The organism is Micromonospora sp. IBSANI012, from assembly GCF_052814045.1.
Genome location: NZ_CP199933.1, coordinates 4723727 through 4749539, shown reverse-complemented (window position 1 = coordinate 4749539; position 25813 = coordinate 4723727). Strand labels below are relative to the sequence as shown.

The 25813-nt window shown below is 74.5% G+C and carries 20 protein-coding genes; 14 read left to right on the top strand and 6 right to left on the bottom strand.

All coding sequences use genetic code 11. The annotated features are described in order from the left end of the window. Positions 1 to 1056, bottom strand: coding sequence for an AAA family ATPase (locus ACTWM8_RS21845; RefSeq protein ID WP_446210663.1), 1056 nt, complete (start codon positions 1054 to 1056; stop codon positions 1 to 3). Positions 1057 to 1637: 581 nt separating this feature from the next. Here ACTWM8_RS21845 and leuS point away from each other — a divergent pair. Beyond that, on the top strand, positions 1638 to 4502 hold the full coding sequence (gene leuS, locus ACTWM8_RS21840; protein ID WP_446210662.1) for a leucine--tRNA ligase: 2865 nt from the start codon (positions 1638 to 1640) through the stop codon (positions 4500 to 4502). A 140-nt stretch (positions 4503 to 4642) separates the two neighbouring features. On the opposite strand, the gene ACTWM8_RS21835 is transcribed toward leuS, so the two are convergent. Both ACTWM8_RS21835 and ACTWM8_RS21830 read right to left on the bottom strand, forming a co-directional pair. Continuing rightward, positions 4643 to 5485: an ABC transporter permease gene (locus ACTWM8_RS21835; protein WP_446210661.1), complete on the bottom strand. Its 843-nt coding sequence runs from the start codon at positions 5483 to 5485 to the stop codon at positions 4643 to 4645. Then, positions 5482 to 6393, bottom strand: a complete 912-nt coding sequence (locus tag ACTWM8_RS21830) for an ABC transporter ATP-binding protein (protein WP_446210660.1) — start codon at positions 6391 to 6393, stop codon at positions 5482 to 5484. The genes ACTWM8_RS21835 and ACTWM8_RS21830 overlap by 4 nt, the downstream gene beginning before the upstream one ends. 132 nt (positions 6394 to 6525) lie before the next feature. Here ACTWM8_RS21830 and ACTWM8_RS21825 point away from each other — a divergent pair, with 132 nt between their 5' ends. Together ACTWM8_RS21825 and ACTWM8_RS21820 are read left to right on the top strand one after the other, a co-directional pair. Then, entirely contained in the window at positions 6526 to 7710 is a 1185-nt protein-coding gene (locus ACTWM8_RS21825) for a sensor histidine kinase (protein ID WP_446210659.1), read from the top strand. Next, positions 7707 to 8363 carry a response regulator gene (locus ACTWM8_RS21820; protein WP_446210658.1) on the top strand — a complete coding sequence of 219 codons (657 nt, stop codon included), beginning with the start codon at positions 7707 to 7709 and terminating at the stop codon, positions 8361 to 8363. Before ACTWM8_RS21825 ends, ACTWM8_RS21820 begins: the two co-directional genes overlap by 4 nt. Before the next feature lie 371 nt (positions 8364 to 8734). On the opposite strand, the gene ACTWM8_RS21815 is transcribed toward ACTWM8_RS21820, so the two are convergent. Genes ACTWM8_RS21815 through ACTWM8_RS21805 form a run of 3 tightly spaced genes read right to left on the bottom strand, consistent with a single transcriptional unit; the run spans position 8735 to position 11386 of the window. Then, on the bottom strand, positions 8735 to 9529 hold the full coding sequence (locus tag ACTWM8_RS21815; RefSeq protein ID WP_446214626.1) for a TVP38/TMEM64 family protein: 795 nt from the start codon (positions 9527 to 9529) through the stop codon (positions 8735 to 8737). Beyond that, entirely contained in the window at positions 9427 to 10149 is a 723-nt protein-coding gene (locus ACTWM8_RS21810; protein ID WP_334573029.1) for a type 1 glutamine amidotransferase, read from the bottom strand. The genes ACTWM8_RS21815 and ACTWM8_RS21810 overlap by 103 nt, the downstream gene beginning before the upstream one ends. After that, a complete protein-coding gene (locus tag ACTWM8_RS21805) occupies positions 10139 to 11386 on the bottom strand; it encodes a MurT ligase domain-containing protein (protein WP_446214625.1) in 1248 nt (415 codons plus the stop codon). The genes ACTWM8_RS21810 and ACTWM8_RS21805 overlap by 11 nt, the downstream gene beginning before the upstream one ends. A gap of 357 nt (positions 11387 to 11743) precedes the next feature. Here ACTWM8_RS21805 and mraZ point away from each other — a divergent pair, with 357 nt between their 5' ends. The 11 genes from mraZ to ACTWM8_RS21750 all read left to right on the top strand — a co-directional run bounded on the left by mraZ (position 11744) and on the right by ACTWM8_RS21750 (position 25709). Next, positions 11744 to 12175 carry a division/cell wall cluster transcriptional repressor MraZ gene (gene mraZ, locus ACTWM8_RS21800; RefSeq protein WP_088961118.1) on the top strand — a complete coding sequence of 144 codons (432 nt, stop codon included), beginning with the start codon at positions 11744 to 11746 and terminating at the stop codon, positions 12173 to 12175. A 212-nt stretch (positions 12176 to 12387) separates the two neighbouring features. After that, positions 12388 to 13500 (top strand): 16S rRNA (cytosine(1402)-N(4))-methyltransferase RsmH, encoded by a 1113-nt coding sequence (gene rsmH / locus ACTWM8_RS21795; protein WP_446210657.1) that lies wholly within the window; start codon positions 12388 to 12390, stop codon positions 13498 to 13500. After that, on the top strand, positions 13497 to 14087 hold the full coding sequence (locus tag ACTWM8_RS21790) for a hypothetical protein (protein WP_446210656.1): 591 nt from the start codon (positions 13497 to 13499) through the stop codon (positions 14085 to 14087). Before rsmH ends, ACTWM8_RS21790 begins: the two co-directional genes overlap by 4 nt. A 2-nt stretch (positions 14088 to 14089) precedes the next feature. Continuing rightward, on the top strand, positions 14090 to 16306 hold the full coding sequence (locus ACTWM8_RS21785; protein WP_446210655.1) for a peptidoglycan D,D-transpeptidase FtsI family protein: 2217 nt from the start codon (positions 14090 to 14092) through the stop codon (positions 16304 to 16306). 52 nt (positions 16307 to 16358) lie between these two features. Further along, on the top strand, positions 16359 to 17921 hold the full coding sequence (locus tag ACTWM8_RS21780; protein WP_446210654.1) for a UDP-N-acetylmuramoyl-L-alanyl-D-glutamate--2,6-diaminopimelate ligase: 1563 nt from the start codon (positions 16359 to 16361) through the stop codon (positions 17919 to 17921). Beyond that, entirely contained in the window at positions 17918 to 19372 is a 1455-nt protein-coding gene (locus ACTWM8_RS21775; RefSeq protein ID WP_446210653.1) for a UDP-N-acetylmuramoyl-tripeptide--D-alanyl-D-alanine ligase, read from the top strand. Before ACTWM8_RS21780 ends, ACTWM8_RS21775 begins: the two co-directional genes overlap by 4 nt. After that, entirely contained in the window at positions 19369 to 20502 is a 1134-nt protein-coding gene (gene mraY, locus ACTWM8_RS21770; RefSeq protein ID WP_446210652.1) for a phospho-N-acetylmuramoyl-pentapeptide-transferase, read from the top strand. The genes ACTWM8_RS21775 and mraY overlap by 4 nt, the downstream gene beginning before the upstream one ends. Positions 20503 to 20802: 300 nt before the next feature. Then, positions 20803 to 22209 (top strand): FtsW/RodA/SpoVE family cell cycle protein, encoded by a 1407-nt coding sequence (locus tag ACTWM8_RS21765; RefSeq protein ID WP_446214624.1) that lies wholly within the window; start codon positions 20803 to 20805, stop codon positions 22207 to 22209. Continuing rightward, positions 22209 to 23315, top strand: a complete 1107-nt coding sequence (gene murG, locus ACTWM8_RS21760; protein WP_446210651.1) for an undecaprenyldiphospho-muramoylpentapeptide beta-N-acetylglucosaminyltransferase — start codon at positions 22209 to 22211, stop codon at positions 23313 to 23315. The genes ACTWM8_RS21765 and murG overlap by 1 nt, the downstream gene beginning before the upstream one ends. 85 nt (positions 23316 to 23400) lie before the next feature. Continuing rightward, positions 23401 to 24894: a UDP-N-acetylmuramate--L-alanine ligase gene (murC, locus tag ACTWM8_RS21755; RefSeq protein ID WP_446210650.1), complete on the top strand. Its 1494-nt coding sequence runs from the start codon at positions 23401 to 23403 to the stop codon at positions 24892 to 24894. Beyond that, complete coding sequence (locus ACTWM8_RS21750) at positions 24891 to 25709, top strand: cell division protein FtsQ/DivIB (protein WP_446210649.1); 819 nt, start codon at positions 24891 to 24893, stop codon at positions 25707 to 25709. Before murC ends, ACTWM8_RS21750 begins: the two co-directional genes overlap by 4 nt. Positions 25710 to 25813 lie beyond the last annotated feature (104 nt).

Here is a 25813-nt window from a genome sequence, read left to right as displayed (position 1 = left end):
TCACGGCCTCCGCGGCTCGTACGGCCCGCGGCCGTTGCCCGCGGCGGGCCGCGGAGTGTCGTACGGGGTGCGCTTGCGCTCCTGCGGCAGCGCCAGCCGGTGCACCAGCTCCGAGACGATCGCGTCGGTGGTGCGCCGGGCCAGCTGGGCGTCGGCGGTCGGGATGATCCGGTGCGCCAGCACCGGCACCGCCAGCGCCTGCAGGTCGTCGGGGAGCACGTAGTCGCGACCCTCCAGCGCGGCGACCGCGCGGGCGGTGCGCAGCAGCTGGAGCGTGGCCCGGGGGGAGGCGCCCAGGCGCAGGTCGGGGGCCTCGCGGGTGGCGGTGACCAGGTCCACCGCGTACTGCTTGACCGCGTCCGCGACGTGCACCTGCCGGACCGTGGCGATCAGCTGGCGCACCGTCGCGGCGTCGGAGACCGGGCGCAGGTCCTGCAGCGGGTCGGTGGCGCCGTGGCCGTCCAGCATGGCCAGCTCGGCGCCGGGGTCCGGGTAGCCCATGGCGATCCGGGCGGTGAACCGGTCGCGCTGCGCCTCCGGCAGGGGGTACGTCCCCTCCATCTCGATCGGGTTCTGGGTGGCGATCACCATGAACGGCGTCTGGAGCTGGTAGGTGACCCCGTCGACGGTGACCTGCCGCTCCTCCATGCACTCCAGCAGCGCCGACTGGGTCTTCGGCGAGGCCCGGTTGATCTCGTCGCCGACCACCAGGTTGGCGAAGACGGCGCCCGGGCGGAACTCGAAGTCGTGCGTCTCCTGGTTGTAGACGCTGACCCCGGTGACGTCGCTGGGCAGCAGGTCGGGGGTGAACTGGATGCGCCGGACCGAGCAGTCGATCGAGCGGGCCAGGGCCTTGGCCAGCTTCGTCTTGCCGACACCCGGCACGTCCTCGATCAGGAGGTGTCCCTCGGCGAGCAGGACGGCCAGGGCGAGGCGCACGGTCGCGGTCTTGCCTTCGATGACCTGCTCGATGTTGGCCACGATGGCTTCGCTGGCGGCGCGGAACTGGTCGTGCGGCAGCAGGCCGCCCACCTCGTCCCAGGTCTGTTGTGTCACGGGCCTCCTCCTCGTCGCCGGAACGGCAGCTCTGTATAGAGCACCTGGACCCGCCGTTGGGTTCGCGACGCCGAGCCACGTCTGCCGCAGAAATCTCACTGGTTCTCAGGCTAACCATGTTTCTCGTTGTCGCCGACCCCCGCAGGTAGACGGTCGGTTACGCCCCGAATATTCGCCGCAACGGGGGACCTGCCGGTCGCTGTCGGTGCCCACCATGATCACGATGGGCACCGGCGCGGGCCCCGGCGGGGGTGGCCCCGGTGGGCTCGGCGGCGACCCGCGGTGGCGGGCCACCCGCGCGCCCGGCGGGCGGGGTACACTGCCGGTCATGGCCGGAGTCTTCCTGCTTCTTACCGGGCCGTGCTGATGCGCTGACGCGCGACAGCACGGCGGCCCCTCCTGCGCGAGGGGCTTTTTTGTGCCCTCCGCCGGCCGGCGTGTGCCCCGGGCCCGCCCGGCCCGGACGGGCCGCACCGAGAGCGGATCCACTCCCCATACCCGACCCATGACCACGCCGAGCGAGGTCAGCACCCAGCCCGGCCGCGCACGGCCGGCGGCGACGAGCGAAGCGAGGAGACGCCATGAGTGAGGCAGCCGCACCGGCGGGCGACATTCCCCCCTACCGGTACACCGCGGCCCTGGCCGACGAGATCGAGAACCGTTGGCAGGACGTCTGGGCGCGCGAGGGCACCTTCCACGCCCCGAACCCGACCGGTCCGCTGGCCGACCCGGACCACCCCCGGGCCGGCGCGGAGAAGCTGTACGTGCTGGACATGTTCCCGTACCCGTCGGGCGCCGGCCTGCACGTCGGCCACCCGCTGGGCTACATCGGCACCGACTGCTTCGCCCGCTACCAGCGGATGGCCGGGCGCAACGTGCTGCACGCGATGGGCTTCGACGCGTTCGGCCTGCCCGCCGAGCAGTACGCGGTGCAGACCGGCACCCACCCGCGTACCACCACGGTGGCGAACATCGAGCGGTACAAGGCGCAGCTGCGCCGGCTGGGGCTGGCCCACGACGAGCGCCGCTCGGTGGCGACCATCGACACCGACTTCTACCGCTGGACCCAGTGGATCTTCCTGCAGATCTTCAACTCCTGGTACGACCCGGACGTGCGCAAGGCCCGCCCGATCGCGGAGCTGATCGCCGAGTTCGAGGGCGGCAACCGCCCCACCCCGGACGGCCGGCCCTGGGCCGAGCTGACCGTGGCCGAACGGCGGACGATCGTCGACGACCACCGGCTGGCGTACGTCTCGCAGGCCCCGGTGAACTGGTGCCCCGGGCTGGGCACCGTGCTGGCCAACGAGGAGGTCACCGCCGACGGCCGCTCCGAGCGGGGCAACTTCCCGGTCTTCAAGCGCAACCTGAAGCAGTGGATGATGCGGATCACCGCGTACGGCGACCGGCTGCTGGACGACCTGGACACCCTGGACTGGCCCGAGCCGATCAAGCTGATGCAGCGCAACTGGATCGGCCGCTCGACCGGAGCGCACATCGAGTTTGCGGCCTCGACCGCTGATTCCGGTTCTGCGGGCGAAGCCCGCATCACAGTTTTCACCACCCGCCCGGACACCGTCTTCGGCGCCACCTACATGGTGCTGGCCCCGGAGCACGAGCTGGTCGACGCGCTGGTGCCGGCGGCCTGGCCGGCGGGGACGAAGGACGCCTGGACCGGCGGGCACGCCAACCCGCGCGCGGCCGTGGAGGCGTACCGGAAGGCGGCGGCGGCCAAGACCGACGTCGAGCGGCAGGCCGACACCAGGGAGAAGACCGGCGTCTTCGTCGGCGCGTACGCCGTCAACCCGGTCACCGGCGGGCAGATCCCGATCTTCATCGCCGACTACGTGCTGGCCGGCTACGGCACCGGCGCGATCATGGCGGTGCCCGCGCAGGACGAGCGGGACTGGGCGTTCGCCGAGGTCTTCGAGCTGCCGATCGTGCGGACCGTGCAGCCGTCGGAGGGCTTCGACGGCAAGGCGTACACCGGGGACGGCCCGGCGATCAACAGCGCCGCGCCCGACCGCGGCCTGGACCTGAACGGCCTGGGGGTCGCCGACGCCAAGGCGGCGATCATCGAGTGGCTGGAGGCCAACGGGCACGGCGCCGGCGCGATCACCTATCGGCTGCGCGACTGGCTGTTCTCCCGGCAGCGCTACTGGGGCGAGCCGTTCCCGATCGTGTACGACGAGACCGGCGCGGCGATCGCGCTGCCCGAGGAGATGCTGCCGGTCGAGCTGCCCGAGGTGGACGACTTCTCGCCGCGCACCTTCGACGCCGACGACGCCGCCAGCAACCCGGAGACCCCGCTGTCGCGGCGGCGCGACTGGGTCGAGGTGGAGCTGGACCTGGGTGACGGCCCGAAGCGCTACACCCGCGAGACCAACGTGATGCCGCAGTGGGCCGGCTCCTGCTGGTACGAGCTGCGCTACCTGGACCCGACCAACTCGGAGCGGTTCGTCGACGCGGAGAACGAGCGGTACTGGATGGGCCCGCGCGGCGAGGGCGACTGCGGCGGCACCGACATGTACGTCGGCGGCGCCGAGCACGCCGTGCTGCACCTGCTGTACGCCCGCTTCTGGCACAAGGTGCTGTACGACCTGGGCCACGTCTCGTCGTTCGAGCCGTTCCGCAAGCTGTTCAACCAGGGCTACATCCAGGCGTACGCGTACACCGACGCCCGGGGCGCCTACGTGCCGGCCGAGGACGTCACCGAGCGCGACGGCGGGTTCTACCTGGGCGACACCCGGGTCAACCGCGAGTACGGCAAGATGGGCAAGTCCCTGAAGAACGTCGTCACGCCCGACGAGATGTGCGCCGCGTACGGCGCCGACACGTTCCGGGTCTACGAGATGTCGATGGGTCCGCTGGAGGTGTCCCGCCCGTGGGAGACCCGGGCGGTCGTCGGGTCGTACCGGTTCCTGCAGCGGGTCTGGCGGGCGGTCGTCGACGAGCAGACCGGTGCGCTGCGGGTCACCGACGCCCCGGCCGACGAGGCGACCCGGCGGCTGCTGCACAAGGTCGTCGACGGGGTCCGCGGTGACATGGAGGCGATCCGGTTCAACACCGCGATCGCCAAGCTGATCGAGCTGACCAACGGGCTGACCCGGCTGTCGGAGACCCCGCGCGAGGTGGCCGAGCCGCTGGTGCTGATGCTGGCGCCGTTCGCCCCGCACGTGGCCGAGGAGCTGTGGCGGCGGATGGGGCACGAGACCTCGCTGACGTACGCGGACTTCCCGACCGCCGACCCGGCGCTGCTGGTCGCCGAGACGGTGACGTACCCGGTGCAGATCAACGGCAAGGTCCGCGGCCGGGTCGAGGTTCCCGCCGACGCGTCCGAGGAGACCGTCCGCGCGGCGGCCCTGGAGGCGGTGGCCGGCCCGCTGGCCGGCAAGGAACCCCGCAAGGTCATCGTCGTGAAGGGCCGCATGGTCTCCGTCGTCGCCTGACCCCCCCCGGGCCGCCCCGCCCACGGGCGCCCCGGGCCGGGAGCCCGCAGTTTCAGAGAAAGAGTGGCTATTCCGCGCGGAATAGCCACTCTTTCCGTGAAAGTGAGCGGATCTTGGGCCCGGGGTGGCGGGTGGGTGGGTCAGGGGTCGCGGTGGTGGAGGGCGATCAGGGTGGCCAGGGTGGCGGTCAGGGACCAGGTGGCGAAGACGGTCCAGGAGGTGGGGATCGTCGCCACCCAGCCGTCGTAGTTCGGGAACGGGACGAGCTCCACGAGCCGTTCCCAGGCGGGGACCGGCTGCGCGTGGTTGACGGCGGCGGTCCACCGGTGGCGCGTGTCGAACGCCAACGGCAGCAGGAGCAGCACCGCCGTGGTGGTGACGATCGCCGGGGCGGTGTGCCGGACGAGGGCGCCGATGCCCAGCCCGGCCAGCGCGCAGACCGGCACCAGCAGCGCCGACGCGACCACCGCGCGCAGCGCGCCGGGGTCCGCGATCGACGCGCCGGCGTGCCGGTCGGCGAGGATCGCCTGGGAGAGCCAGAACGCGCCGCCGGAGGCCAGCGCGCCGACGGCCGTCATCACCGCCGCGAGCACGACCACCTTCGCGGCGGCCACCGCCCGCCGCGCGGGTACGGCCGCGAAGGTGGTGCGGATCTGCCCGCTGGCGTACTCGCTGGCGATCATCACGGCGCCGACGCTGCCGGCGGCGAGCACCACGAACAGCCACCCCTCCTCGGGGAAGGCGTCGCCGACGGGTGCGAAGAAGGCGCGCCGCTCGGCGGAGTAGTCCGGCCAGTTCCGGTGGTCGGCGAGGGCGGCCCGGGCGCTGAAGAGCAGCGCGGAGACCGTGATCACCGCCAGCGAGCCGTACGTCGACCGCAGCGACCACAGCTTGATCCACTCGGCGGCGAGCAGGTCGCGGAACCGGGCCGGCGGTGCGGCGGTGCGGCGGGCGGTGCGGGCGGGACGGGTGGCGGTGCTCATCGGCGGCCTCCGGCGGGGTAGTCGACGCGGTCGGCGGTCAGGTCCATGAACGCCTCCTCGAGGGAGACGGTGTGCGGGGCCAGTTCGTGCAGCGGGATCCCGGCCGCGTACGCCAGGTCGCCGATCCGGGCGGCGGTCAGGCCCCCGACGAGCAGCGACCCGTCCGCCCCGGCGTGGACGGCGCCGCCCTCGGCGCACAGCACCATGGTCAGCGCCGCCGGGTCCGGTGTCCGGACGGTGACGCCGGCCGGGCCGACGCGCGCGGCGAACCCCGCCAGGCTCTCGTCGGCGATCAGCTCACCCCGGCCGATGACCACCAGGTGGTCGGCGGTCTGCTCCATCTCGCTCATCAGGTGGCTGGAGACGAGCACCGTCCGGCCCTCGGCGGCCAACCGGCGGAACAGCGCCCGCACCCAGCGCACCCCCTCCGGGTCCAGGCCGTTGAAGGGCTCGTCGAAGAGCAGCACCGGCGGGTCGCCGAGCAGCGCGGCGGCGATGCCGAGCCGCTGCCGCATGCCGAGGGAGAAGGCGCCGATCCGCCGCCGGGCGACGTCGGCCAGCCCCACCTCCCGCAGCACCGCCACCGCCCGGGCGCGGGGGATACCGTTGCTGCGGGCCAGCGCGGACAGGTGCGCCAGCGCGCTGCGCCCGCCGTGCACGTCGCCGGCGTCCAGCAGCGCGCCGACGTGCCGCAGCCCGCGCGGGCGGTCGGCGAACGGCGTCCCGTCCACGGTGACCGTGCCGCTGGTGGGCCGGTGCAGGCCGAGGACCAGCCGCAGGGTGGTGGACTTGCCGGCGCCGTTGGGCCCGAGGAACCCGGTCACGTGTCCGGGCCGGACGGTGAGGGTGAGCCGGTCGACGGCCGTCGTGCGGCCGTACCGTTTCGTCAGGTCACGTAGCTCGATCATGCGGTTCACGCTGCCGCGCGGCGGGCGGCCGGTCGTCGCGCCACGGGCCACATCCGCCGCCCCGGGACGCGCCCCGGGGCGTACGCCCGTCGGCCGATGTCCGGGCGGCGGGCGGCTGGCTACGGTGTCCGGGTGGACGCCATCCCGCTCCGGCCGCGCGCCGTCGCCCCCGCCGTGCGGGCCGTCCTGGCCTGGGCGGGGGTGGCCGTCCTGCCGGTGCTTTGGCTCTACGCCCCGACGGTCGGGTACAGCGGCAACGGCCTGGGGTTCGGCGAGCTGTGGATCCCCGAGCGGTACGCGGTGCCGGCGCTGGTGGTGGCCCTGCCGGCGGTGCTGCTGCGGCGCCGGACGCTGACCGCCCTCGGCCTCATGCTGGCCGGGGCGGCCCTGGCCAGCGGCACCGTTAGCGGTGGGGACGAGGGCTACCTCGACGACGTCTTCCGGCTGCAGTTCCTCGCCGTCGACGCCGCGCTCGGCGTGGTGGCCGCGACCCGGCCGCGCCGGGTGTCGCTGCCCACCGCCGCGGTGGTGCTCCTGGTCCAGGTCGGCGCCGGCTTCCTCAACCTCGGGTCCGACCCGGTCGCCCGGGCCACCCTTTCGGTGCTGGCGGTGGTGGCCGCCTGGACCGTCGGTGACTCGATCCGGACCCGACGCCGGCACGCCGAGGCGCTGCGGTCGCACGCCGCCGCCGAGGCGGTCACCGCCGAGCGGCTGCGGATTGCCCGCGAGCTGCACGACATGGTGGCGCACAGCATCGGCGTCATCGCCATCCAGGCCGGCGTCGGCGCCCGGGTCATCGACACCCAGCCGGCGCAGGCGCGCGCGGCGCTCGCCACCATCGAGGCGACCAGCCGGGACACCCTGGCCGGCCTGCGGCGTACCCTCGGCGCGCTGCGCCGACCCGACGCGGAGTCGGCGTCGCTGGACCCGACGCCCGGGCTGGACGACCTCGACCGGCTGCTCGCCGCCGCCGGCGATGCGGGCGTCCAGGTGGACCTGCGGCGGCGTGGCCGGCCGGTCGAGGTGCCGGCCGACCTCGGCCTCGCCGCCTTCCGGATCGTGCAGGAGGCGCTCACCAACGTGGTCCGGCACGCGGGCACCGACCGGTGCCGGGTGACCGTGGAGCACGGCCCCGGCGAGGTGGTGGTGGACGTCGTGGACGACGGGCGGGGCGGGCCGGTCGCCGGCGACGGGCACGGCATCGTCGGCATGCGGGAACGGGTCGCCCTGCTCGGCGGGCGGTTCCGCGCCGGGCCGCGCCCGGAGGGTGGCTTCCGGGTGACGGCCCGGTTGCCGGTGCCGGAGGCCGACCGGTGACCGTCCGGGTGGTGCTCGCCGACGACCAGCCGCTGGTCCGTGCCGGCCTGCGGGTGCTCATCGCCGACGCGCCGGGCATCGACGTCGTCGGTGAGGCCGGCACCGGCGCCGAGGCCGTGCGGCTGGTCCGCGAGGTCGCGCCCGACGTGGTGCTGATGGACCTGCGGATGCCCGGCACGGACGGCATCCAGGCCACCCGGGCGATCACCGCGCACGGCGGGCCGACCCGCGTCCTGGTGCTCACCACGTTCGACGACGACGAGCACGTGCACGCCGCGCTGCGGGCCGGCGCCAGCGGGTTCCTGGTCAAGGACATGGCCCTCGACGACATCCTCGGCGCGATCCGGGTGGTGGCCGCCGGGGACGCGCTGATCGCGCCCGGCGTCACCCGCCGGCTCATCGCCGAGTTCGTCCGCCGGCCCGGCCCGCCGGTCCGGCCGCGGGCCCTGGCCGGGGTGACCGACCGGGAACGGGAGGTCCTGACCCTGGTCGGGTGCGGGATGTCGAACGCCGAGATCGCCGCCGAGCTGGTGATCAGCGCGGCCACCGCCAAGGCGCACGTGGCCCGGCTCTTCACCAAGCTCGGCGCCCGCGACCGGGTGCACCTGGTCATCGCCGCCTACGAGGCGAGGCTGGTCCACCCGTCGGAATGACCCACCCGGCCTGCGGCGGTCAGGCGCGGTCCGGTCCAGCAGGGAACGCCGCCTGGAAGGCCGGGACACGGAGCGTGACGGCCGTGGTGGCGCACGCCGAGACGAGCGTGATGACTGTGCGGCATAAATATGCCGCACAGTCATCACGCTCCTTGGCCACGTCCACTTCGGGCCGCGACACGCCGGGGCCATACACGGCCGGCGGCGCAGCGGGCTTCAGGCGTGGAGGGCCGACTCCACGGTGCGCCGATGGGTGCGCACCCAGTCCTGCCAGCGGCGTACCCCGTCGACCGCGCCGGCCGCGCGCAGCCGGCGCATGCCGGGCTCGTCCCGGTCCGTGCCGGCGCGGCGCGGCCGCCGGTTCCCACCGGTCACGGTCGCGGCGCCGGCGCACCGCGCCGGCGCTGCCGTTCGGCCCGCCACCAGCGGTGGATCAGCACGGCGCTGGCGATCAGGCCGAGGCTGGCGGGGGCGGCGGCGTACCAGTTGACCTCGCCGGGCGAGCTGACCGCCGCGCCGATCGCGGCGTAGCCGAACGCGGTCGGGGCGGAGGCCAGCACGCTGCCGGCGAGGAACGGCAGCACCCGCGCGCCGGTGGTGCCGTAGCCGTAGCTGACCAGGCCGAAGCCGGCGATGGGCAGCAGCCGGACGGTGATCACCCCCAGCACGCTCTGCCGGGCGAACCAGCGGTCGAGCCGGGCCAGCCGCCCCCGGACCCGTTCGGCGACGAACTCCCGGCCCAGCACCCGGCCGACCGCGAAGCCGATCGCCGCGGCGAGCAGGGCCGCGCCGAGCGCGTACGCGGCTCCCTCCAGGGGGCCGAAGATGGCGCCGGAGGCGAGCGTGACGAAGGTCCGGGGGACCAGCGCGACCAGCAGCACCGCCCCGGCGGCGATCGCCGCGAGCGGGGCGTACCCGCCGAGGGAGTCGGCCAGGCGCGGCAGCCGGGCGACGTCCGGCCGGGGCGCCACCAGCAGCAGCACCCCGAAGCCGGCGAGCAGGAGCAGCAGCGCGGCGAAGCGACGCCCGGACGGCTGGCCGAGCAGCCGCCGGACGGCGTGGATCATGCCCGGTCGGCGGCGGCCACCGCGGCGCGGCGCTCGGAGCGGAGCCGGTCGGCCCAGGTGTCGTCCAGCGGCGGGAGCTGGTGCACCCCGGTGGCCCAGCGCAGCAGCAGGTCGGCCAGGGCCGGGTTGCGGGCCAGCGCCGGCCCGTGTGAGTACGTGCCGAGCAGCTTGCCGCGCCAGGCGCCCTCGGTGGCGCCGTCGTTGCCGACCCCGGCGGTGACCCGGGCCAGCGGCGAGACGCCGGGGCCGAGGTGGGTGCGCCCGCCGTGGTTCTCGAACCCGGACAGCGCCGGTATGCCGAGCCGCGGGTCGATCTCGCCGGCCAGCTCGCCGACGGCCCGGGTGGGGCCCCGGTCGGAGGAGAGGTCGAGCAGCTCCAGCCCGGCGCACTTGGTGCCCTTGGCGAAGAAGGAGGTGCCGAGCAGCTGGTAGCCGGCGCAGACGCCGAAGACCACCGAGCCCTGGGCGACCGCCCGGTGCAGGCCGCCGTCGGCGATCAGCCGCTGGGCGCCGAGCGCCTGCGGGCCGTCCTCGCCGCCGCCGATCAGGTAGATGTCGGCGGTGGCGGGCAGTCGCTGGTCGGAGCGGACCTCCAGCACCTCGACCGGCATCCCGCGCAGCTGCGCCCGGCGGGCCAGGATCAGCATGTTGCCCCGGTCGCCGTAGGTGGAGAGCAGGTCGGGGTAGATCCAGACGATGCGCAGGCTCTCAGTTGACACGGTCCAACTCCGCTCGGATGTCCTGGAAGGCGGTGTAGTTCGCGATGACCTCCAGCCGGCCCGGCGGGACCACCCGGACCGCCTCGTCGAACGTCCGCACGTGCTGGAACGGCACCGCGTTGACGTCGAGCCGGACCGCCAGGTCGTACGCCCGGTCGCCGGTGATCAGCACCTGCCGGCCGCGCAGCGGGGCGAAGTCGACGTCGAAGAGCCAGGAGGTGTCCAGCCCGTCGGGGTCGCGGGCGTTGATGGAGAGCAGCGTCGGCGCCACGTCGGCCATGTCGAACGCCTCCAGCCAGCTGGCCGGGTTCTTGGCCAGCAGCAGCCGGATGTTGCGCCCGTCCCGGTCGACCTGGGCGTAGCGGCCGGCGACCGAGGTGACCGTGCCCAGCCGGGAGACCGCGTCGACGGGGCGTACCCCGAACTCGGCGGCGACGGCCAGCGCGGTGGCCGCGTTGCCGATGTTGACCTTGCCGGGGAGCTGGAGGGCCACCTTGTGCCAGGCGCCGGTGGGGTCGAGGACGCCCTCGTCCTCCACGGTCCACTGCGGCTCGGGCCGGCGCAGCGGGCAGCCGGTGCACCACCACTGCTCTCCTGAGCGCTGGATGGTGGAGCCGCACTCGGGGCAGACCCAGGAGTCGTCGTGCCAGCGCTGGCCGGCGCTGAACCAGGTGACGTGCGGCGGGTTGACCCCGCGCGCCGGGTCGGCCGGCGGGGTGGCCGCCCAGACCACCATCGGGTCGTCGGCGTTGGCCACCACCCGCACGTCGGCGTGCCGGACCAGCGCGGCGCGCCAGAGCTGCGCCATCATGGCGACCTCCTTGGCCCGGTCCAGCTGGTCGCGGGAGAGGTTGAGCAGCGCCACCACGTGCGGCTCGGTGGCCTCCAGCACCTGCGCCAGGTAGTGCTCGTCGACCTCCAGCACCGCGTACGGGGTGCTGCCGGCCTTGGCCAGGGCGGAGGTGTGGCCGGTCGGCATGTTGGCGCCGAAGGAGTTGGTGGCCACCCGACCGAGCACCCCGACGGCGGCGGCGGCGAGCCGGGTGGTGGTGGTCTTGCCGTTGGTGCCGGAGACCAGCGCGATGGCGCGGCCGGCGGAGAGGTGGGCGAGCAGGTCGGGATCGATCTTCAGCCCGATCCAGCCGCCGATCACCGAGCCGTCGCCCCGGCCGGCGGCCCGCGACAGGGCCGCGGCCGTCCGGGACACGGAGCTGGCCACCTTTGCCCGCATGGGCATCTTCGCGTCCGTCACCCGAGCGAGGTTACCGGACCGGCACGCCCGCCAGATCGCCGCCGACGGCGAACCGTTCGGCCGGATCCGGTCGGGCGTCCGGTTGCCCCGCGCTCCGCCGGTCGGAGTCGACCTATGTCGGGTAGCGGACGCGGCGCGGGGGGCGCTCCGGCCCTCCACTCCGCTCCACCCCTCCTGACGTGCTCTTTTGCCCGGCGGAGCGGCGCGCCACGCGGGCGTTTCTGGTTGCAGGTGGAGGGAAGTGGAGTAGAGTGGGGCGCGATGGTGAGGCCGGGAGGGCCCACCGGCCCGGGGGGTCAGCGGCGCCGCGAACGCCGCTAAAAGGGCGAGGGGGTAGGGCCGATGTTCCTCGGCACCCACACTCCGCGCCTGGACGACAAAGGCCGGTTGATCCTTCCGGCGAAGTTCCGGGACGAGCTGGCGGGGGGTGTCGTGATCACCAAAGGGCAGGAGCGCTGCCTCTACGTCTTCCCCACGCCCGAGTTCCAGCGGATCGCCGACCAGTTGCGCGCGCAGCCCATGACGCACAAGGCGGCCCGGGCCTACAGCCGGGTCTTCTTCGCCAGCGCGCACGACGAGGTCCCCGACAAGCAGGGACGGGTCACCATCCCGGCCCACCTCCGGTCGTACGCCGCGCTCGACCGGGACCTGGTGGTGATCGGGGCGAGCACCCGGGTGGAGATCTGGGACAAGGCGGCCTGGGAGACCTACCTCGCCGAGAGCGAAGACGACTTCGCCGACATCGAGGAGGGGGTGCTGCCCGGCGGCCTGTAGGGCGTGACGACGCCCGACGTACTGCGAGATCTCCAGCCGCTTTCGAGTTCCTGGCACCCCTTCCCCGGTGCCAGGCGCACGATCAGTCTCCGGGGCCGCGGCCTCGGGAGGCGAAGCGGGAGCGGATGGGGATCTGGCGGTACGACGGCACGGCGTCGTCCGACGAGCAGGGTCGCAGGACCGAACGGAACTTTCAACCAGTGGGGGTCGACATGGGGGAGCTACGCGGCACGCACGTGCCGGTGCTGCTCGAGAGGTGTCTCGAGTTGCTGGCCCCCGCGCTGGACCGGGGTGACCGGACGGTGCACGTCGACGCGACGCTGGGGCTGGCCGGGCACGCCGAGGCGGTGCTCGAACGGCATCCGCGGACGGTGCTGATCGGCCTGGACCGGGACACCGAGGCCCTCGCCCACGCGCGGGTCCGGCTGGCCCGCTTCGCCGACCGGATCCACCTGGAGCACGCCGTCTACGACGAGCTGCCCGACGTGCTGGAGCGGCTCGGCTACCCGGCAATCGACGGGATCCTGTTCGACCTCGGGGTCTCCTCGTTGCAGCTGGACGCGCCCGACCGCGGGTTCGCGTACGCCCAGGACGCGCCGCTGGACATGCGGATGGACCAGACCCGGGGGGTGACCGCCGAGGAGGTGGTCAACACCTACTCCCACCCGGACCTGGCCCGGGTGCTGCGGGTCTACGGCGAGGAGAAGTTCGCCGGGCGGATCGCCTCGGCGATCATCCGCGAGCGCGAGCGCGGCCGGATCACCTCCTCGGCCCGGCTCGCCGAGCTGGTCAGGGAGAGCATTCCGGCACCAGCCCGGCGAACGGGTGGACACCCGGCCAAGAGAACGTTTCAGGCTTTACGGATCGAGGTAAACAGGGAGCTGGCAGCGCTGGAGACGGCGCTGCCGGCCGCTCTGGACAAGCTCAACGTGGGCGGCCGCATGGTGGTCCTGTCCTACCACTCGCTGGAGGACCGGCTCACCAAGCAGGCGCTCGCCGACCGGGTCCGCAGCAAGGGCCCGGTCGACCTTCCGGTGGAACTTCCCGGGTCAGGCCCGACGTTCCGGCTGCTCAGCCGGGGCGCCGAGCTTCCCGGGGAGGCGGAGGTCGCCGTGAACCCGCGCGCCGCCTCGGTGCGCCTGCGGGCAGCGGAACGACTCGACCCGGCCACCGAGCAGCAGGGGCGGACCGACCGCGAACGGTACCGCCGCCGGGTCAAGGCGATGCACCAACCGGGGACGGGGTCGGCGGCGGGTTCCACAGTGGACCGTAGGTCGGCGCCGGGGGACGGCAGAGGGACGGACGAAGAGGGGGAGGGGACATGAACGTCAACAAGCGCGACGGCCGGGACGCCGTCGGGCAGCGCGCACCGCGGTCGGGGGGCCGGACCGCGGCGCAGCGCACCACGCGCGGCGACAAGCCGGCGGACCCCGCCGGCCGGCAGGGGGAGACTCGCGCCCGGGGGGCGCGCGAGTTCCCGGTCCAGGGCAACGCCGCGCTGCGGCCGGCCGAGAAGGTCGCCGACACCACGGCCGCCCGGCCCCGGCTGCGGGTCGCTCCGCCGCCGCCGGTGCGGGTGCCGCGGGCGCCGTTCGCGGCGCTGATCGTGGTGCTGGTCGTCGGCGGGGTGCTGGGCATCCTGGCCGTCAACACGAAGATCAACGAGAACGCCTTCAAGCTCCAGCAGCTCCAGCAGCAGCAGGCCCGCCTCGACGTGGACGAGCAGCAGCTGAACAAGCAGATCGAGGCGGCCAAGGCGCCGGGCAACCTGACCGCCGAGGCGCGCAAGCTCGGCCTGGTCGAGGCCGGCGAGCCGGCGTACATCCGGCTGCCGGACGGCCGGATGATCGGCGTGCCGCAGCCCGCCGACGGGCAGCCGGCGATCACCAGCCAGCAGGGCAACGGGGGATAGCAGTGCCGCCGAGATCGGACGAACCGCGCCGGGACCCCACCACGGGCTCCCGGCGCGGCCCGTCCCGGGCCGGCCGGGGCGGGGACCCGCGGACCGGCGAGCCGGGGATCGGCGGGATCTCCGACGCCCGGGCGTACACCCCCCGGGGCCGGACCATCCGGGAGAGCGGCGAGGAGCGGGCCGGCGGCCGTGAGGAGCGGGCCGGCCAGCGGCGTACCCCCCGGGCAGGTCGCTCCGGCGATCCGTTCCGCCCGGCGTTGCAGGTGCTCGACGGCGGCCGGGCGGGAGCCCGCGCCGGGCGGCGGGAGGCCGCCCCGGTCGCCCGGGCCGGCGTCGTCCGCACCGTCCCGACCCGGCCGGCCTGGACCGACGACGACGAGGAGGAGCTGGCGCCGCCGCGCCGCCGGGCCGGCGGGCGCACACCGCGCCGGCCGGAGCGTCCGGCGGCCCGCCGCCCCGCCCGCAAGCCGCGCCGGCCGCCGAAGCTGGCCGAGCCGCGCCGCCGGCTGCGGCTGGGCACCATGCTCGTGCTGGCGCTCTTCGTCACCATCGGCATCCGGCTCGTCTTCCTCCAGGCGGTGGACACCCCGGCGTACGCGGGTGGGGGCATCGACTCCCGGCTCACCCGGGTCGACCTGCCCGCCCCGCGCGGCGCCATCGTCGACCGCACCGGCGCGCCGCTGGCCCGCAGCGTCGAGGCCCGGTACGTCTTCGCCGACCCGACCGAGGTCAAGGACCGGGCGGCCACGGCCCGGCTGCTCTCGCCGCTGCTCGGCGTGCCCGCCTCCGAGCTGGCCGAGAAGATGAAGCGGCGCGGCCTGCCCGGCGGCGGCGAGTCGCAGTTCCAGTACCTGGCCCGGGGCGTCGACATCCCGAAGGCCAAGCAGATCGAGGCGCTCGACCTCGCCGGCATCGGCACCCACCGCGACGAGCGGCGCGAGGTGCCCGGCGGCGACCTCGCCGCCAACCTGGTCGGCTTCGTCAGCCAGGACATGAACGGCCTGGAGGGGCTGGAGGCGCGCTACGACGACGTGCTCCAGGGCAAGGACGGCCGGCGCGTCTACGAGGCGGGCCAGGGCGACCTGGACGCCCCCATCCCCGGCGGCTACAGCCAGACCACCCCGGCCAAGCCGGGCAGCTCGCTGGTGCTCACCATCGACCGGGACCTGCAGTACCAGGTGCAGCAGGTGCTCGGCCGGCAGATGGCGCAGACCCGGGGCAGCGTCGGCGCCGCCGTGGTGCTGGACGTGGCGACCGGCGAGGTGCTGGCCCAGGCCAGCCACCCCAGCTACAACGCCGCCAACCCGGAGCCGAGCCGGCCGACCGACCGGGAGGACGCGGCGACGAGCTTCGTGGTCGACCCGGGGTCGGTGCACAAGGCGATCACCTTCGGCGCGGCGTTGCAGGAGGGCGTGATCACCCCGGACACCACGCTGCCCATCCCCAACACCGTCACCGAGGGCGACACGACCTTCGCCGACACCCACCCGGCGAACGGCCGGCGGATGAGCCTGCCGGGGATGATGGCCTTCTCGTCCAACGTCGGCACCATCAAGATCGCCCACGAGCTGGGCCGGGACCGGCTGATCGACTACCAGAAGCGGTTCGGGCTGGGGCAGCCCACCGGCGAGGGGATGCCGGGGGAGGCCTCCGGGCGGCTGCTGCCCGCCGACGAGTGGAGCGGGTCGTCGTACGGGTCGGTGCCGATCGGGCACAGCGTGGACGCCACGCCCCTGCAGATGGCCGCCGCGTACGCCACCATCGCCAACAACGGCACGTACGTCCAGCCGCACCTGATCAAGGAGGTGATCAGCGGGGCGGACGGGAAGCGTACGCCCGCCGGGCCGCCGGTCACCCGGCCGGTGCTCAGCCCGGCCAACGCCGCCGCGCTGCGCACCATCCTGGAGGCGGTCACCACCGTCGAGGGCGCGACCGGCGTGGCCGCGGCGGTGCCCGGCTACCGGGTCGCCGGCAAGACCGGCACCGGCTGGCGGCTGGTCGAGGGCGAGAAGCAGCCCGGCGAGGTCGGCTCGTTCATCGGGATGGCCCCGGCGGAGAAGCCCCGGTACGTGGTGGCGGTCTTCGTGTGGAGCCCCGGCGGCGAGGGCGGCACGGTGGCCGCGCCCGCCTTCCGCGAGATGATGGGCTTCACGCTGCGGCATTACCGGGTTCCCCCGTCGGGCGGCAAGGCCCCCAAGTTCGAGGTCTTTCCGCAGTGAACAGCCACGGCGGGACATCATCGGTGAGTGGGGACGAACCACCGGGGCGGCTGTGCGGTCGGAACCGGACGACCGGGTAGGGTCTGACGCCGTGCCCGGCAATCCACGTCCCCGTACCGTGCCCGGAGTCCGGCTCGGCGACCTCGCCGCCCGGCTCGCCGTCGCGCCGCCGGAGGCCGCCGCCGACGTGGCGGTGACCGGGGCGACCCACGCCAGCCAGGAGGTCCGTCCCGGCGACCTGTACGCCGCGCTGCCCGGCGCCCGCCGGCACGGCGCGGAGTTCGCCGTGGCCGCCGCGGCCGCCGGCGCGGTGGCCGCGCTGACCGACCCGGCCGGCGCCGCCGCGGTGACCGAGGCCGGCCTGCCCGCCCTGGTGGTGCCCGACCCCCGGGCGGTGCTCGGCGACCTCGCCTCCGCCGTCTACGGCGACCCGACCGAGGGGCTGACCGTGATCGGGGTCACCGGCACGGCCGGCAAGACCTCGACGGCCTACCTGGTGGAGTCCGGCCTGCGCGCCGCCGGGCACACCACCGGCCTGATCGGCACCGTGGAGACCCGGCTGGGCGATCTGGTGATCGACAGCGTGCGGACCACCCCGGAGGCGACGGACCTGCACGCCATGCTCGCCGCCGCGCGCGAGCGCGGGGTGACCGCGGTGGTCATGGAGGTCTCCAGCCACGCCCTGGCGATGGGGCGGGTCGGCGGGGTCCGGTTCACCGTCGGCGGCTACACCAACTTCGGCTCCGACCACCTCGACTTCCACGCCGACTCGGCCGACTACTTCGCGGCCAAGGCGCGGCTCTTCGACGGCCGCTGCGCCGTCGAGGTGCTCAACCTCGACGACCCGGCGCTGCGCCCGCTGTTCAAGCCCGCCACCGTCAGCTACTCGGCGGCCGGCGACCGCACGGCCACCTGGTGGGCCGACGAGGTCGGTGGCGAGGGGTACGCCCAGCGCTTCACCGTCCACGGCCCGGACGGGCTGGCGCTGCCCGCCGGGGTGGCCCTGCCCGGCCGGCACAACGTGGCCAACGCGCTGCTGGCCATCGCCAGCCTGGTGGCCGCCGGGGTCGACCCGGCGGTCGCCGCCGAGGGAGTGGCCGCCTGCGGCGGCGTCCCGGGGCGGCTGGAGCTGGTCAGCGCGGCCGGTCCGGTGCGCGGCGTGGTCGACTACGCGCACAAGTCCGACGCCATCGTGGCCGCCCTGGCCGCGCTGCGCGAGCTGAGCGCGGGGCGGCTGATCTGCGTCATCGGCGCGGGCGGTGACCGGGACCGGGGCAAGCGGCCGGTGATGGGCGCCGCCGCGGCGCGGGGCGCCGACGTGGTGCTGGTGACCGACGACAACCCGCGCACCGAGGACCCGGCCGCGATCCGGGCCGAGGTGCTCGCCGGGGCGTACGCGGCCGGCGGCCCCGCCCGGATCATCGAGGCACCGGGCCGGCGGGCCGCCATCGCCGAGGCGGTTCGGCTCGCCGAGCCCGGCGACGTGGTGGCGCTGCTCGGCAAGGGCCACGAGCGTGGCCAGGAGGTTGCCGGCGAGGTGCACCCGTTCGACGACCGGGTGGAGCTGGCGGAGGCGCTCGGCGCCCGCTTCGGGGACCTGGCGGGTCGACGGTGATCCCGCTGAGCCTGGCCGAGGTCGCCTCGGCCGTCGACGGCCGCCTCGTCGGCGCCGACCCGGCGGCCCGGGTCACCGGCCCGGTCGAGTTCGACTCGCGCAAGGTCACCGCCGGGGCGCTCTTCGTCGCGTTCCCCGGCGAGAAGGTCGACGGGCACGACTACGCGGCCGGCGCGGTGGACGCGGGCGCGGTGGCGGTGCTCGGCACCCGCGAGGTGCCCGGGGTGCCGATGGTGCTGGTGGGAGACGCGCTGACCGCGATGGGCCGGTTGGCCCGCGCGGTGGTGGACCGGCTGCCGCAGCTGACCGTGATCGGGCTGACCGGCTCGTCGGGCAAGACCACCACCAAGGACCTGATCGCCCAGCTCACCGTCCGGCTCGGCCCGACGGTGGCCCCGCCCGGCTCGTTCAACAACGAGCTGGGGCACCCGTACACGGCGTTGCAGGCCACGCCGGAGACCCGCTTCCTGGTGATGGAGAAGGGCGCCCGGGGGATCGGCCACGTGCGCTACCTGTGCGACGTGGTGCCGCCGCGGATCTCCGTGGTGCTCAACGTCGGGGTCGCGCACATCGGCGAGTTCGGCTCGGTGGAGAACATCGCCCTGGCCAAGGGGGAACTGGTCGAGGCGCTGCCGGCCGACGGGCTGGCCGTGCTCAACGCCGACGACCCGCTGGTCGACGCGATGGCCGCGCGCACCGGCGCCCGGGTGGTCCGGTACGGCGAGGCCGCGCACGCCGACGTCCGGGCGGTCGACGTGTCGCTGGACGTCCGGGGCCGGCCGTCGTACACCCTGCTCACCCCGGAGGGGAGCGCCCCGGTGCGGCTCGGGCTGACCGGCCGGCACCAGGTCTCCAACTCGCTGGCTGCGGCGGCGGTGGCCCGCGAGCTCGGGATGCCGCTGGCCGAGGTGGCCGGCGCCCTAGGCGAGCTGGGGCTGGTCTCCACCCGCCGGATGGATGTCTTCGACCGGCCCGACGGGGTGACCGTGATCGACGACTCGTACAACGCCAACCCGGCGTCGATGGCGGTGGCGTTGCGCGCGCTTGCCGGCATGCGCCGTGAAGGGCGTATCTTTGCCGCGCTCGGCTACATGGCCGAGCTGGGCGACTTCGAACGCGACGGGCACCGGGAGGTGGGCCGGCTCGCGGCGGAACTGGGCGTGGACCGGCTGCTCGTGGTGGGTGAGCCGGCGGCGCCGATCCACGAGGGCGCGACAGCGGTAAGTGACTGGGGAGGAGAGTCGGTGCTGCTCACCGATCAGGCGGCGGCCGTCGAGGTGCTGCGCAGCGAGCTACGGCCGGGCGATGTCGTCCTGGTGAAGGGCTCCCGGTACCGCACCTGGGAGGTGGCCGACGCGCTGCGCGCCGAGGCCGACCGGAACGGGGTCGGTGGGAGCGCGAGGAGCGAGCTTGCGAGCCCCGCAGTCGCGACCGAAGGTGACATCGCATGAGGGCGGTCATCATCGCCGTCGGCGTGGCGTTCCTGATCTCGCTGCTCTGCACCCCGATCGCGATCAAGGTGTTCACCCGGCTCAAGGCCGGCCAGCCGATCCGGGCCGAGGGTCCGGCGATGCACCAGGGCAAGAAGGGCACGCCGACGATGGGCGGCGTGGTCTTCATCCTGGCCACGGTGATCGCGTACGTCGCCGGTCACCTGGCCCTGACCACGCTGCCGGACGCGCAGATCGCCCAGGTCGAGCCGACCATCACGGCGCTGGTGCTGCTGGGGCTGATGGTGTTCTCCGGTGCGGTCGGCTTCATTGACGACTTCCTCAAGGTCCGCAAGCGGCACAGCGGCGGTCTCAACAAGCGCGGCAAGCTCTTCGGGCAGATCCTGGTCGGCGCGATCTTCGGGGTGGTCGCGCTCTGGTTCCCGAGCACGATGACCGACGCCAGCGGCGCGGCGACCAACACCGAGACCGTCGGGGCCACCACGCTCAGCTTCATCCGGGACATCCCGGCGCTGGAGATCGGCAAGATCGCCTCGGTGATCGTCATCATCTTCGTGGTGATGGCCGCGACCAACGGGGTGAACCTCACCGACGGCCTCGACGGCCTCGCCACCGGCGCCTCGGTGATGGTCCTGGCCGCGTACGCGTTGATCGCGTTCTGGCAGTACCGGCACTGGTGCGCCGACCCGACCTACACCGCCAACCCGAACAACTACTGCTACGCGGTCCGGGACCCGCTGGAGATCGCGCTGATCGCCGGGGCGGCGGCCGGCGCCTGCGTCGGCTTCCTCTGGTGGAACACCTCGCCCGCCCGGATCTTCATGGGCGACACCGGCGCGCTCGGCCTGGGCGGCCTGATCGCCGGCATGGCGATGTCCACCCGGACGATCCTGCTGCTGCCGATCATCGGCGGGCTGTTCGTGATCATCACCATGTCCGTGGTGATCCAGATCATCTCCTTCCGGACCACCGGCAAGCGGGTGTTCCGGATGTCGCCGCTGCAGCACCACTTCGAACTCGCCGGCTGGAGCGAGGTCAACATCGTGGTGCGGTTCTGGATCATCGCCGGGATCGGCGTCGCCATCGCCCTCGGCCTGTTCTACAGCGACTTCCTGGCCAGCATGGGCTGAGTCGCCGACACCGGGCCGCGAACCCCGGCCCGGCCGGGTCGGAGAACGCCGGCCGCCGCGACCGTCGCGTACGGGGGTCCCTCATAGCCGAGGGGCCCCCGTTCCGCATTCCGACACGCCGACCGGGCCGAACGGCGCGAACGGGCCCGGAGAAGCGGCGATGATGGGCTCGTGGGGGAGGACCGAGGCAGCACCGGCACGACGACGACGGCGGCGGAGACCCAGGGACGGCGGGTCGCGGGCGCGGGGCGTACCGCCGACCCGCCGGCGGCGATCGCCGGCCTGGACGCGGCCGGCGGCCTGGCGGCGCTGCGCGGCCTGCTGGCCCGCCCGCTGGCCTCCTACTACCTGCTGCTGTCCAGCGCCGGCCTGCTGCTGCTGATCGGCCTGACCATGGTCTTCTCGGCGACCAGCGTGAAGGACTACGCCGAGGCCGGCGACGCCTCGGCGTCGGTGACCAAGCAGGCCGTCTTCGCGGTGATCGGCATCGTCGCGTTCTGGGCCTGCCAGCGGCTGCCGGCCAGCACCTTCCGCTCGCTCGGCCGGCCGGTGCTGGGCGCGGCGGTGGTGCTGCTGCTGGTGCTCAACCTGCTGCTGGCCCTGGACTCGCTGTTCCGGATCACGGCGCTCGGGCCGCTGCGGGCCAACCTGCTCTGGCTCTACCTCGGCCCGATCCAGGTGCAGCCCTCCGAGCTGGCCAAGCTCGCGCTGGTGCTCTGGGGCGCGCACGTGATCGCCCGCAAGGGCGCCGCGCTCGGCTGGTGGAAGGAGCTGGCCACCCCGCTCTTCCCGGTGGTCGGGCTGCTCTTCGTGCTGGTCGGCTACAACGACCTGGGCACCATGCTCTGCCTGCTGGCGATCGTGGTCGGGCTGCTCTGGGCGGCCGGGGTGCGGATGCGGGTGTTCGCCGCGCTCTCCGCGGTGGGCCTGCTCGGCATCGGCGTGCTGGTGGCCGTGGCCTCGCTCGGCGCCGGTTCCGGCGCGGTCGGCGAGGAGAACTACCGGCTGGCCCGGTTGACCTCGTTCATCAGCCCGCCCGACCCGGCCACCTGCCTGGAGACCGGCTGCTGGCAGCTCGTCCAGGCCCGCAACGCCATCGAGCACGGCGGCTGGTTCGGCGTCGGGCTGGGCAAGAGCAGCCTGAAGTTCGGCTGGCTGCCGGCCGCGCACAACGACTTCATCTTCGCGGTGATCGCCGAGGAGCTCGGGGTGGTCGGGTGCACCGTCATCCTGGTGCTCTTCGCCGTGCTCGCCTACACCGGGCTGCGTGTCGCGCGGCGGGTCGAGGACCCGTTCCGCCGGCTCGCCGCCGCCGCGATCACCGCCTGGCTGGTCGGCCAGGCCGTCATCAACATCGGTGGCGTGATCGGCCTGCTGCCGCTGACCGGCGTGCCGCTGCCGTTCATCTCCGACGGCGGCAGCGCCCTGGTCGTGACGCTGGCGGCGGTCGGCATCCTCGCCTCGTTCGCCCGCGCCGAGCCCGACGCCGCGCGAGCCCTGCATGCCCGTCCGCCCGCCCGATGGGTCCGACTACTCTGGGCCCCGTTGCCGCCGCTTCCCGGCCGGCGCCGCCGCCCGGCGACGCCACCGGCTGCCCGAGGGTCCGTGCCCCGGTCGCGAGCGCGGCGGGAGGACGACCAGGCCGCACCGCGCGGTGGCCGGCAGGGCCGGACCCGTGGCGGGACGGCGAGCGAGAGGAGACGCTGATGGGTCCGCTGCGTTCGGTGGTGCTCTGTGGAGGGGGTACGGGTGGCCACATCTACCCGCTGCTCGCCTTCGCCGACTGCCTGCGCCGACACGACCCGGGCGTCCGGATCACCTGTCTGGGCACGCCAAAGGGCCTGGAGAACGAGCTGATCCCGCCGGCCGGCTACGACCTGCGGCAGATCCCGGCGTACCAGCTGCCCCGCTCGGTCAACATGAGCCTGGTGCGCACCCCGGACCGGATGTGGAAGGCGGCCCGCGCCGCGGGCAAGGTGATCGACGAGGTGCAGGCCGACGCGGTGGTCGGCTTCGGCGGGTACGTCTCCGTCCCCGGTTACCTCGCCGCCTGGCGCCGCGAGCTGCCGATCGTCATCCACGAGGTGAACGTGCCGCCGGGCGTGGCCAACCGGCTCGGCATGAAGTTCACCAAGAACGTCGCGGTGGGCTTCCCGCACCAGCCCGCGCAGGCCGAGTCGCTGCGCGACGCCCGGGTGGTCGGCGTGCCGCTGCGCCGGGGGATCGCCGGGCTGGACCGGTTCGCCATGCGCAACGCCGCCCGGGCCCACTTCGGACTCCGTCCCGACCTGCCGGTGCTCTTCGTCGCCGGCGGCTCGCAGGGCGCCCGCTCGATCAACCTGGCGGTCTCCGGCGCGGCCAAGGAGCTGGCCCGAAACGGCGTGCAGGTGCTGCACGTGATCGGCGCCCGCAACGAGCCGGTGCCGGTCCCCACCGACCTGCCGGTGCCGTACGTGACCCTGCCGTACCTGTCCGAGATGGAGCTGGGCTACGCCGCCGCCGACCTGATGCTGGGCCGCGGCGGGGCGATGACCTGCGCCGAGGTGGCCGCCATCGGCCTGCCCACCATCTACGTGCCGTACCCGCACAGCAACCAGGAGCAGAAGCGCAACGCGCTGCCCGTGGTGGAGGCCGGCGGCGGGCTGCTCGTCGACGACGCCGAGCTGACCCCGGACTGGCTGGAGCGGACGGTCATCCCGCTGGTCCGCGACCCCCGCCGGCTCGCCGCGATGGGCGCGGCCGCGGCCGGGTACGGGCGACGCGACGGCGACGTCGCGCTGCTGAACTTCGTCTACGAGGCGGTGGCTCGGTGAGCGCGAGCAGTGAGCTTGCGAGCCCCGCAGTCGCGAACGACGGTGGCGCGGCGACGCCGGCCACCGCGACGGGAAGGTACCTGGCATGAACACCGCGCAGTTCACCCCGGCCGGCACGCTCACCGCCGAGGACCTGGGCCGGATCCACCTGATCGGGGTGGGCGGGGTCGGCATGAGCGGCCTGGCCCGGCTCTTCCTCACCCGTGGCCTGCCGGTCTCCGGCAGCGAGCTGCGCGAGTGGCCGTCGCTGGCCGGGCTGCGGGCGCTCGGCGGGACGATCCACATGAGCCACGAGGCGAGCAACCTCGACGGCGTGGACACCGTGGTCTACTCCTCGGCCATCCCGCAGGACCACTTGGAGATGGTCGAGGCCCGCCGGCGCGGCCTGCGGGTGCTGCACCGCTCCGAGGCCCTCGCCGCGGCGATGACCGGCCGCCGGACGGTGGCGGTCGCCGGCACCCACGGCAAGACCACCACCACCTCGATGGTCACCATGGTGCTCCAGCAGGCCGGGACGGACCCGTCCTTCGTCATCGGCGGGGAGATCTCCGAGGTCGGCTCCGGCGCGCACCACGGCACCGGCGAGTACTTCGTGGTCGAGGCGGACGAGAGCGACCGCTCGTTCCTGATCTACCGCCCGTACGTCTCGATCATCACCAACATCGAGGCGGACCACCTCAACACCTACGGCGACCTGGCCAACCTGGAGGCGACCTTCGCCGAGTTCGCCCGGCTCACCGACCCCGAGGGTTTCATCATCACCTGCGCCGACGACCCGGGCGGCCGCCGGCTGGCCGAGACGCTGCGCGCGGAGGGCCGCCGGGTGCACACCTACGGCCTGTCTCCCGACGCCGACCTGCGGCTGGACGACATGGCCTCCACCGCGCAGGGGGTGCGCTTCCTGGCCGGGATCGACGGCCACTCGTTGGGCGAGATCCGGCTGCCGGTGCCGGGGCGGCACATGGGGCTCAACAGCGCCTCGGCGGTGCTCACCGCGTACCTGCTGGGGCTGCCCGTCGAGGCGGCCGAGGTGGCGCTGGGCGCCTTCCCCGGCGTACGCCGGCGCTTCGAGCGCAAGGGCGTCGCGGACGGCGTCCTGGTCTACGACGAGTACGCGTACCACCCGACCTCGATGACGCTGGCGTTGCAGACGCTGCGCGAGGTGGCCGGGGACGGCCGGCTGATCGTGGTCTTCCAGCCCTACCGGCTCTACCGCACCCGGGACCTCCAGGCGGAGATCGCCGCAGCGCTGGGCATCGCCGACGAGCTGGTGCTGCTGGAGGTCTTCGGGCCGGGCGAGCTGCGCCAGCCCGGCGAGGGGTCCGCGGCCCTGGTCGAGGCGGTGCCGTTGGACGCCGCGCACAAGGTGTTCGTCGACTCGTGGGAGGACGCCCCGGTCGAGGTCGCCCGACGGGCCCGCCCCGGCGACGTGGTGGTGACCATGGGCGCCCCGCCCATCTCCCTGATGGGGGACCAGCTGATCGACGCCCTCACCGCGCGGGCCTCCGGCGGCGCCGCCGATCCGACGGCCCTCGGCGTGGCCGTCGACCCGGACGGCGCGGCCTCCGCCGCCGGATGAGCCCGGGTCCGGCGCGGGGCCGTACCGCCGGCACGGACGGCGGCGGCCCCCGGCGTAACCCGGTCCGGCGCTGGCAGCTCGTCCGGGCCGGCAGCGACGCGGTCCCGCCGTCCACCCGGCGGTTCATGGCCCGGGCGCGGCAGCGGCGGATGCGCGCGGCCCTGCCCTGGGCCGTGGCCGCCGCGGTGCTCGCCGTGGCCACGCTGGTCGCCTGGACGGTGCTCGGCACCGGGCTGTTCGGGGTCCGCGAGGTGCGGGTGGTCGGCGCGGAGCTGGTCACCCCGGTCGAGGTGCGGGAGGCCGCGGGGGTGCCGGACGGGGTCCCGCTGGCTCGGGTGGACCTGGCCGCGACCGGCCGCCGGATCGGCGCGCTGGCCCCGGTCGAGCGGGCCACGGTGACCCGGGACTGGCCGGGCACGCTGGTGGTGACGGTGGTGGAGCGGACCGGGGTCGCGGCGGTGCCCCGGGACGGGCAGTTCGTCGTGCTCGACGCCGACGGGGTGGTGTTCCAGACGGTGCCGCGCGCCCCCGACGGCCTGCCGGTGGTCCGGCTGGCCACCCCCGGCCCGGACGACCCCGGCACCCGGGCCGCGCTGGAGGTGCTGGCGGTGCTCACCCCGCCGCTGCGCGCGGAGCTGACCGAGCTCACGGTGCAGGGGCTGGCCCGGATCAGCCTCACCCTCCGTGGCGATCGGACGGTCATCTGGGGTGACGCGACCCGGGGGGCGGACAAGGCGCGGGTGGCCACCGCGCTGTTGGGTCGCAAGGCCGACACGATCGACGTCAGCGCGCCCGACGTGGTCACCTTCAAGTGATCGGTGCCGCCGGACGTGAGCCGTCCCGCTAAGGGCGGCGACACGCCGGGCAGGTCCTTGGCTCTCGGCGTGGGGGCGCTTACGTTGCCCCGAAGAGGATCAGT

Coding starts and splice junctions, on each gene's coding strand:
- mraY (WP_446210652.1), top strand. CDS start 19,369: ATGAGGGCGGTCATCATCGCCGTCGGCGTGGCGTTCCTGATCTCGCTG.
- ACTWM8_RS21830 (WP_446210660.1), bottom strand. CDS start 6,393: ATGATCGAGCTACGTGACCTGACGAAACGGTACGGCCGCACGACGGCC.
- ACTWM8_RS21750 (WP_446210649.1), top strand. CDS start 24,891: ATGAGCCCGGGTCCGGCGCGGGGCCGTACCGCCGGCACGGACGGCGGC.
- ACTWM8_RS21790 (WP_446210656.1), top strand. CDS start 13,497: ATGAACGTCAACAAGCGCGACGGCCGGGACGCCGTCGGGCAGCGCGCA.
- murC (WP_446210650.1), top strand. CDS start 23,401: ATGAACACCGCGCAGTTCACCCCGGCCGGCACGCTCACCGCCGAGGAC.
- murG (WP_446210651.1), top strand. CDS start 22,209: ATGGGTCCGCTGCGTTCGGTGGTGCTCTGTGGAGGGGGTACGGGTGGC.
- ACTWM8_RS21805 (WP_446214625.1), bottom strand. CDS start 11,386: ATGCCCATGCGGGCAAAGGTGGCCAGCTCCGTGTCCCGGACGGCCGCG.
- rsmH (WP_446210657.1), top strand. CDS start 12,388: ATGGGGGAGCTACGCGGCACGCACGTGCCGGTGCTGCTCGAGAGGTGT.
- mraZ (WP_088961118.1), top strand. CDS start 11,744: ATGTTCCTCGGCACCCACACTCCGCGCCTGGACGACAAAGGCCGGTTG.
- ACTWM8_RS21835 (WP_446210661.1), bottom strand. CDS start 5,485: ATGAGCACCGCCACCCGTCCCGCCCGCACCGCCCGCCGCACCGCCGCA.
- leuS (WP_446210662.1), top strand. CDS start 1,638: ATGAGTGAGGCAGCCGCACCGGCGGGCGACATTCCCCCCTACCGGTAC.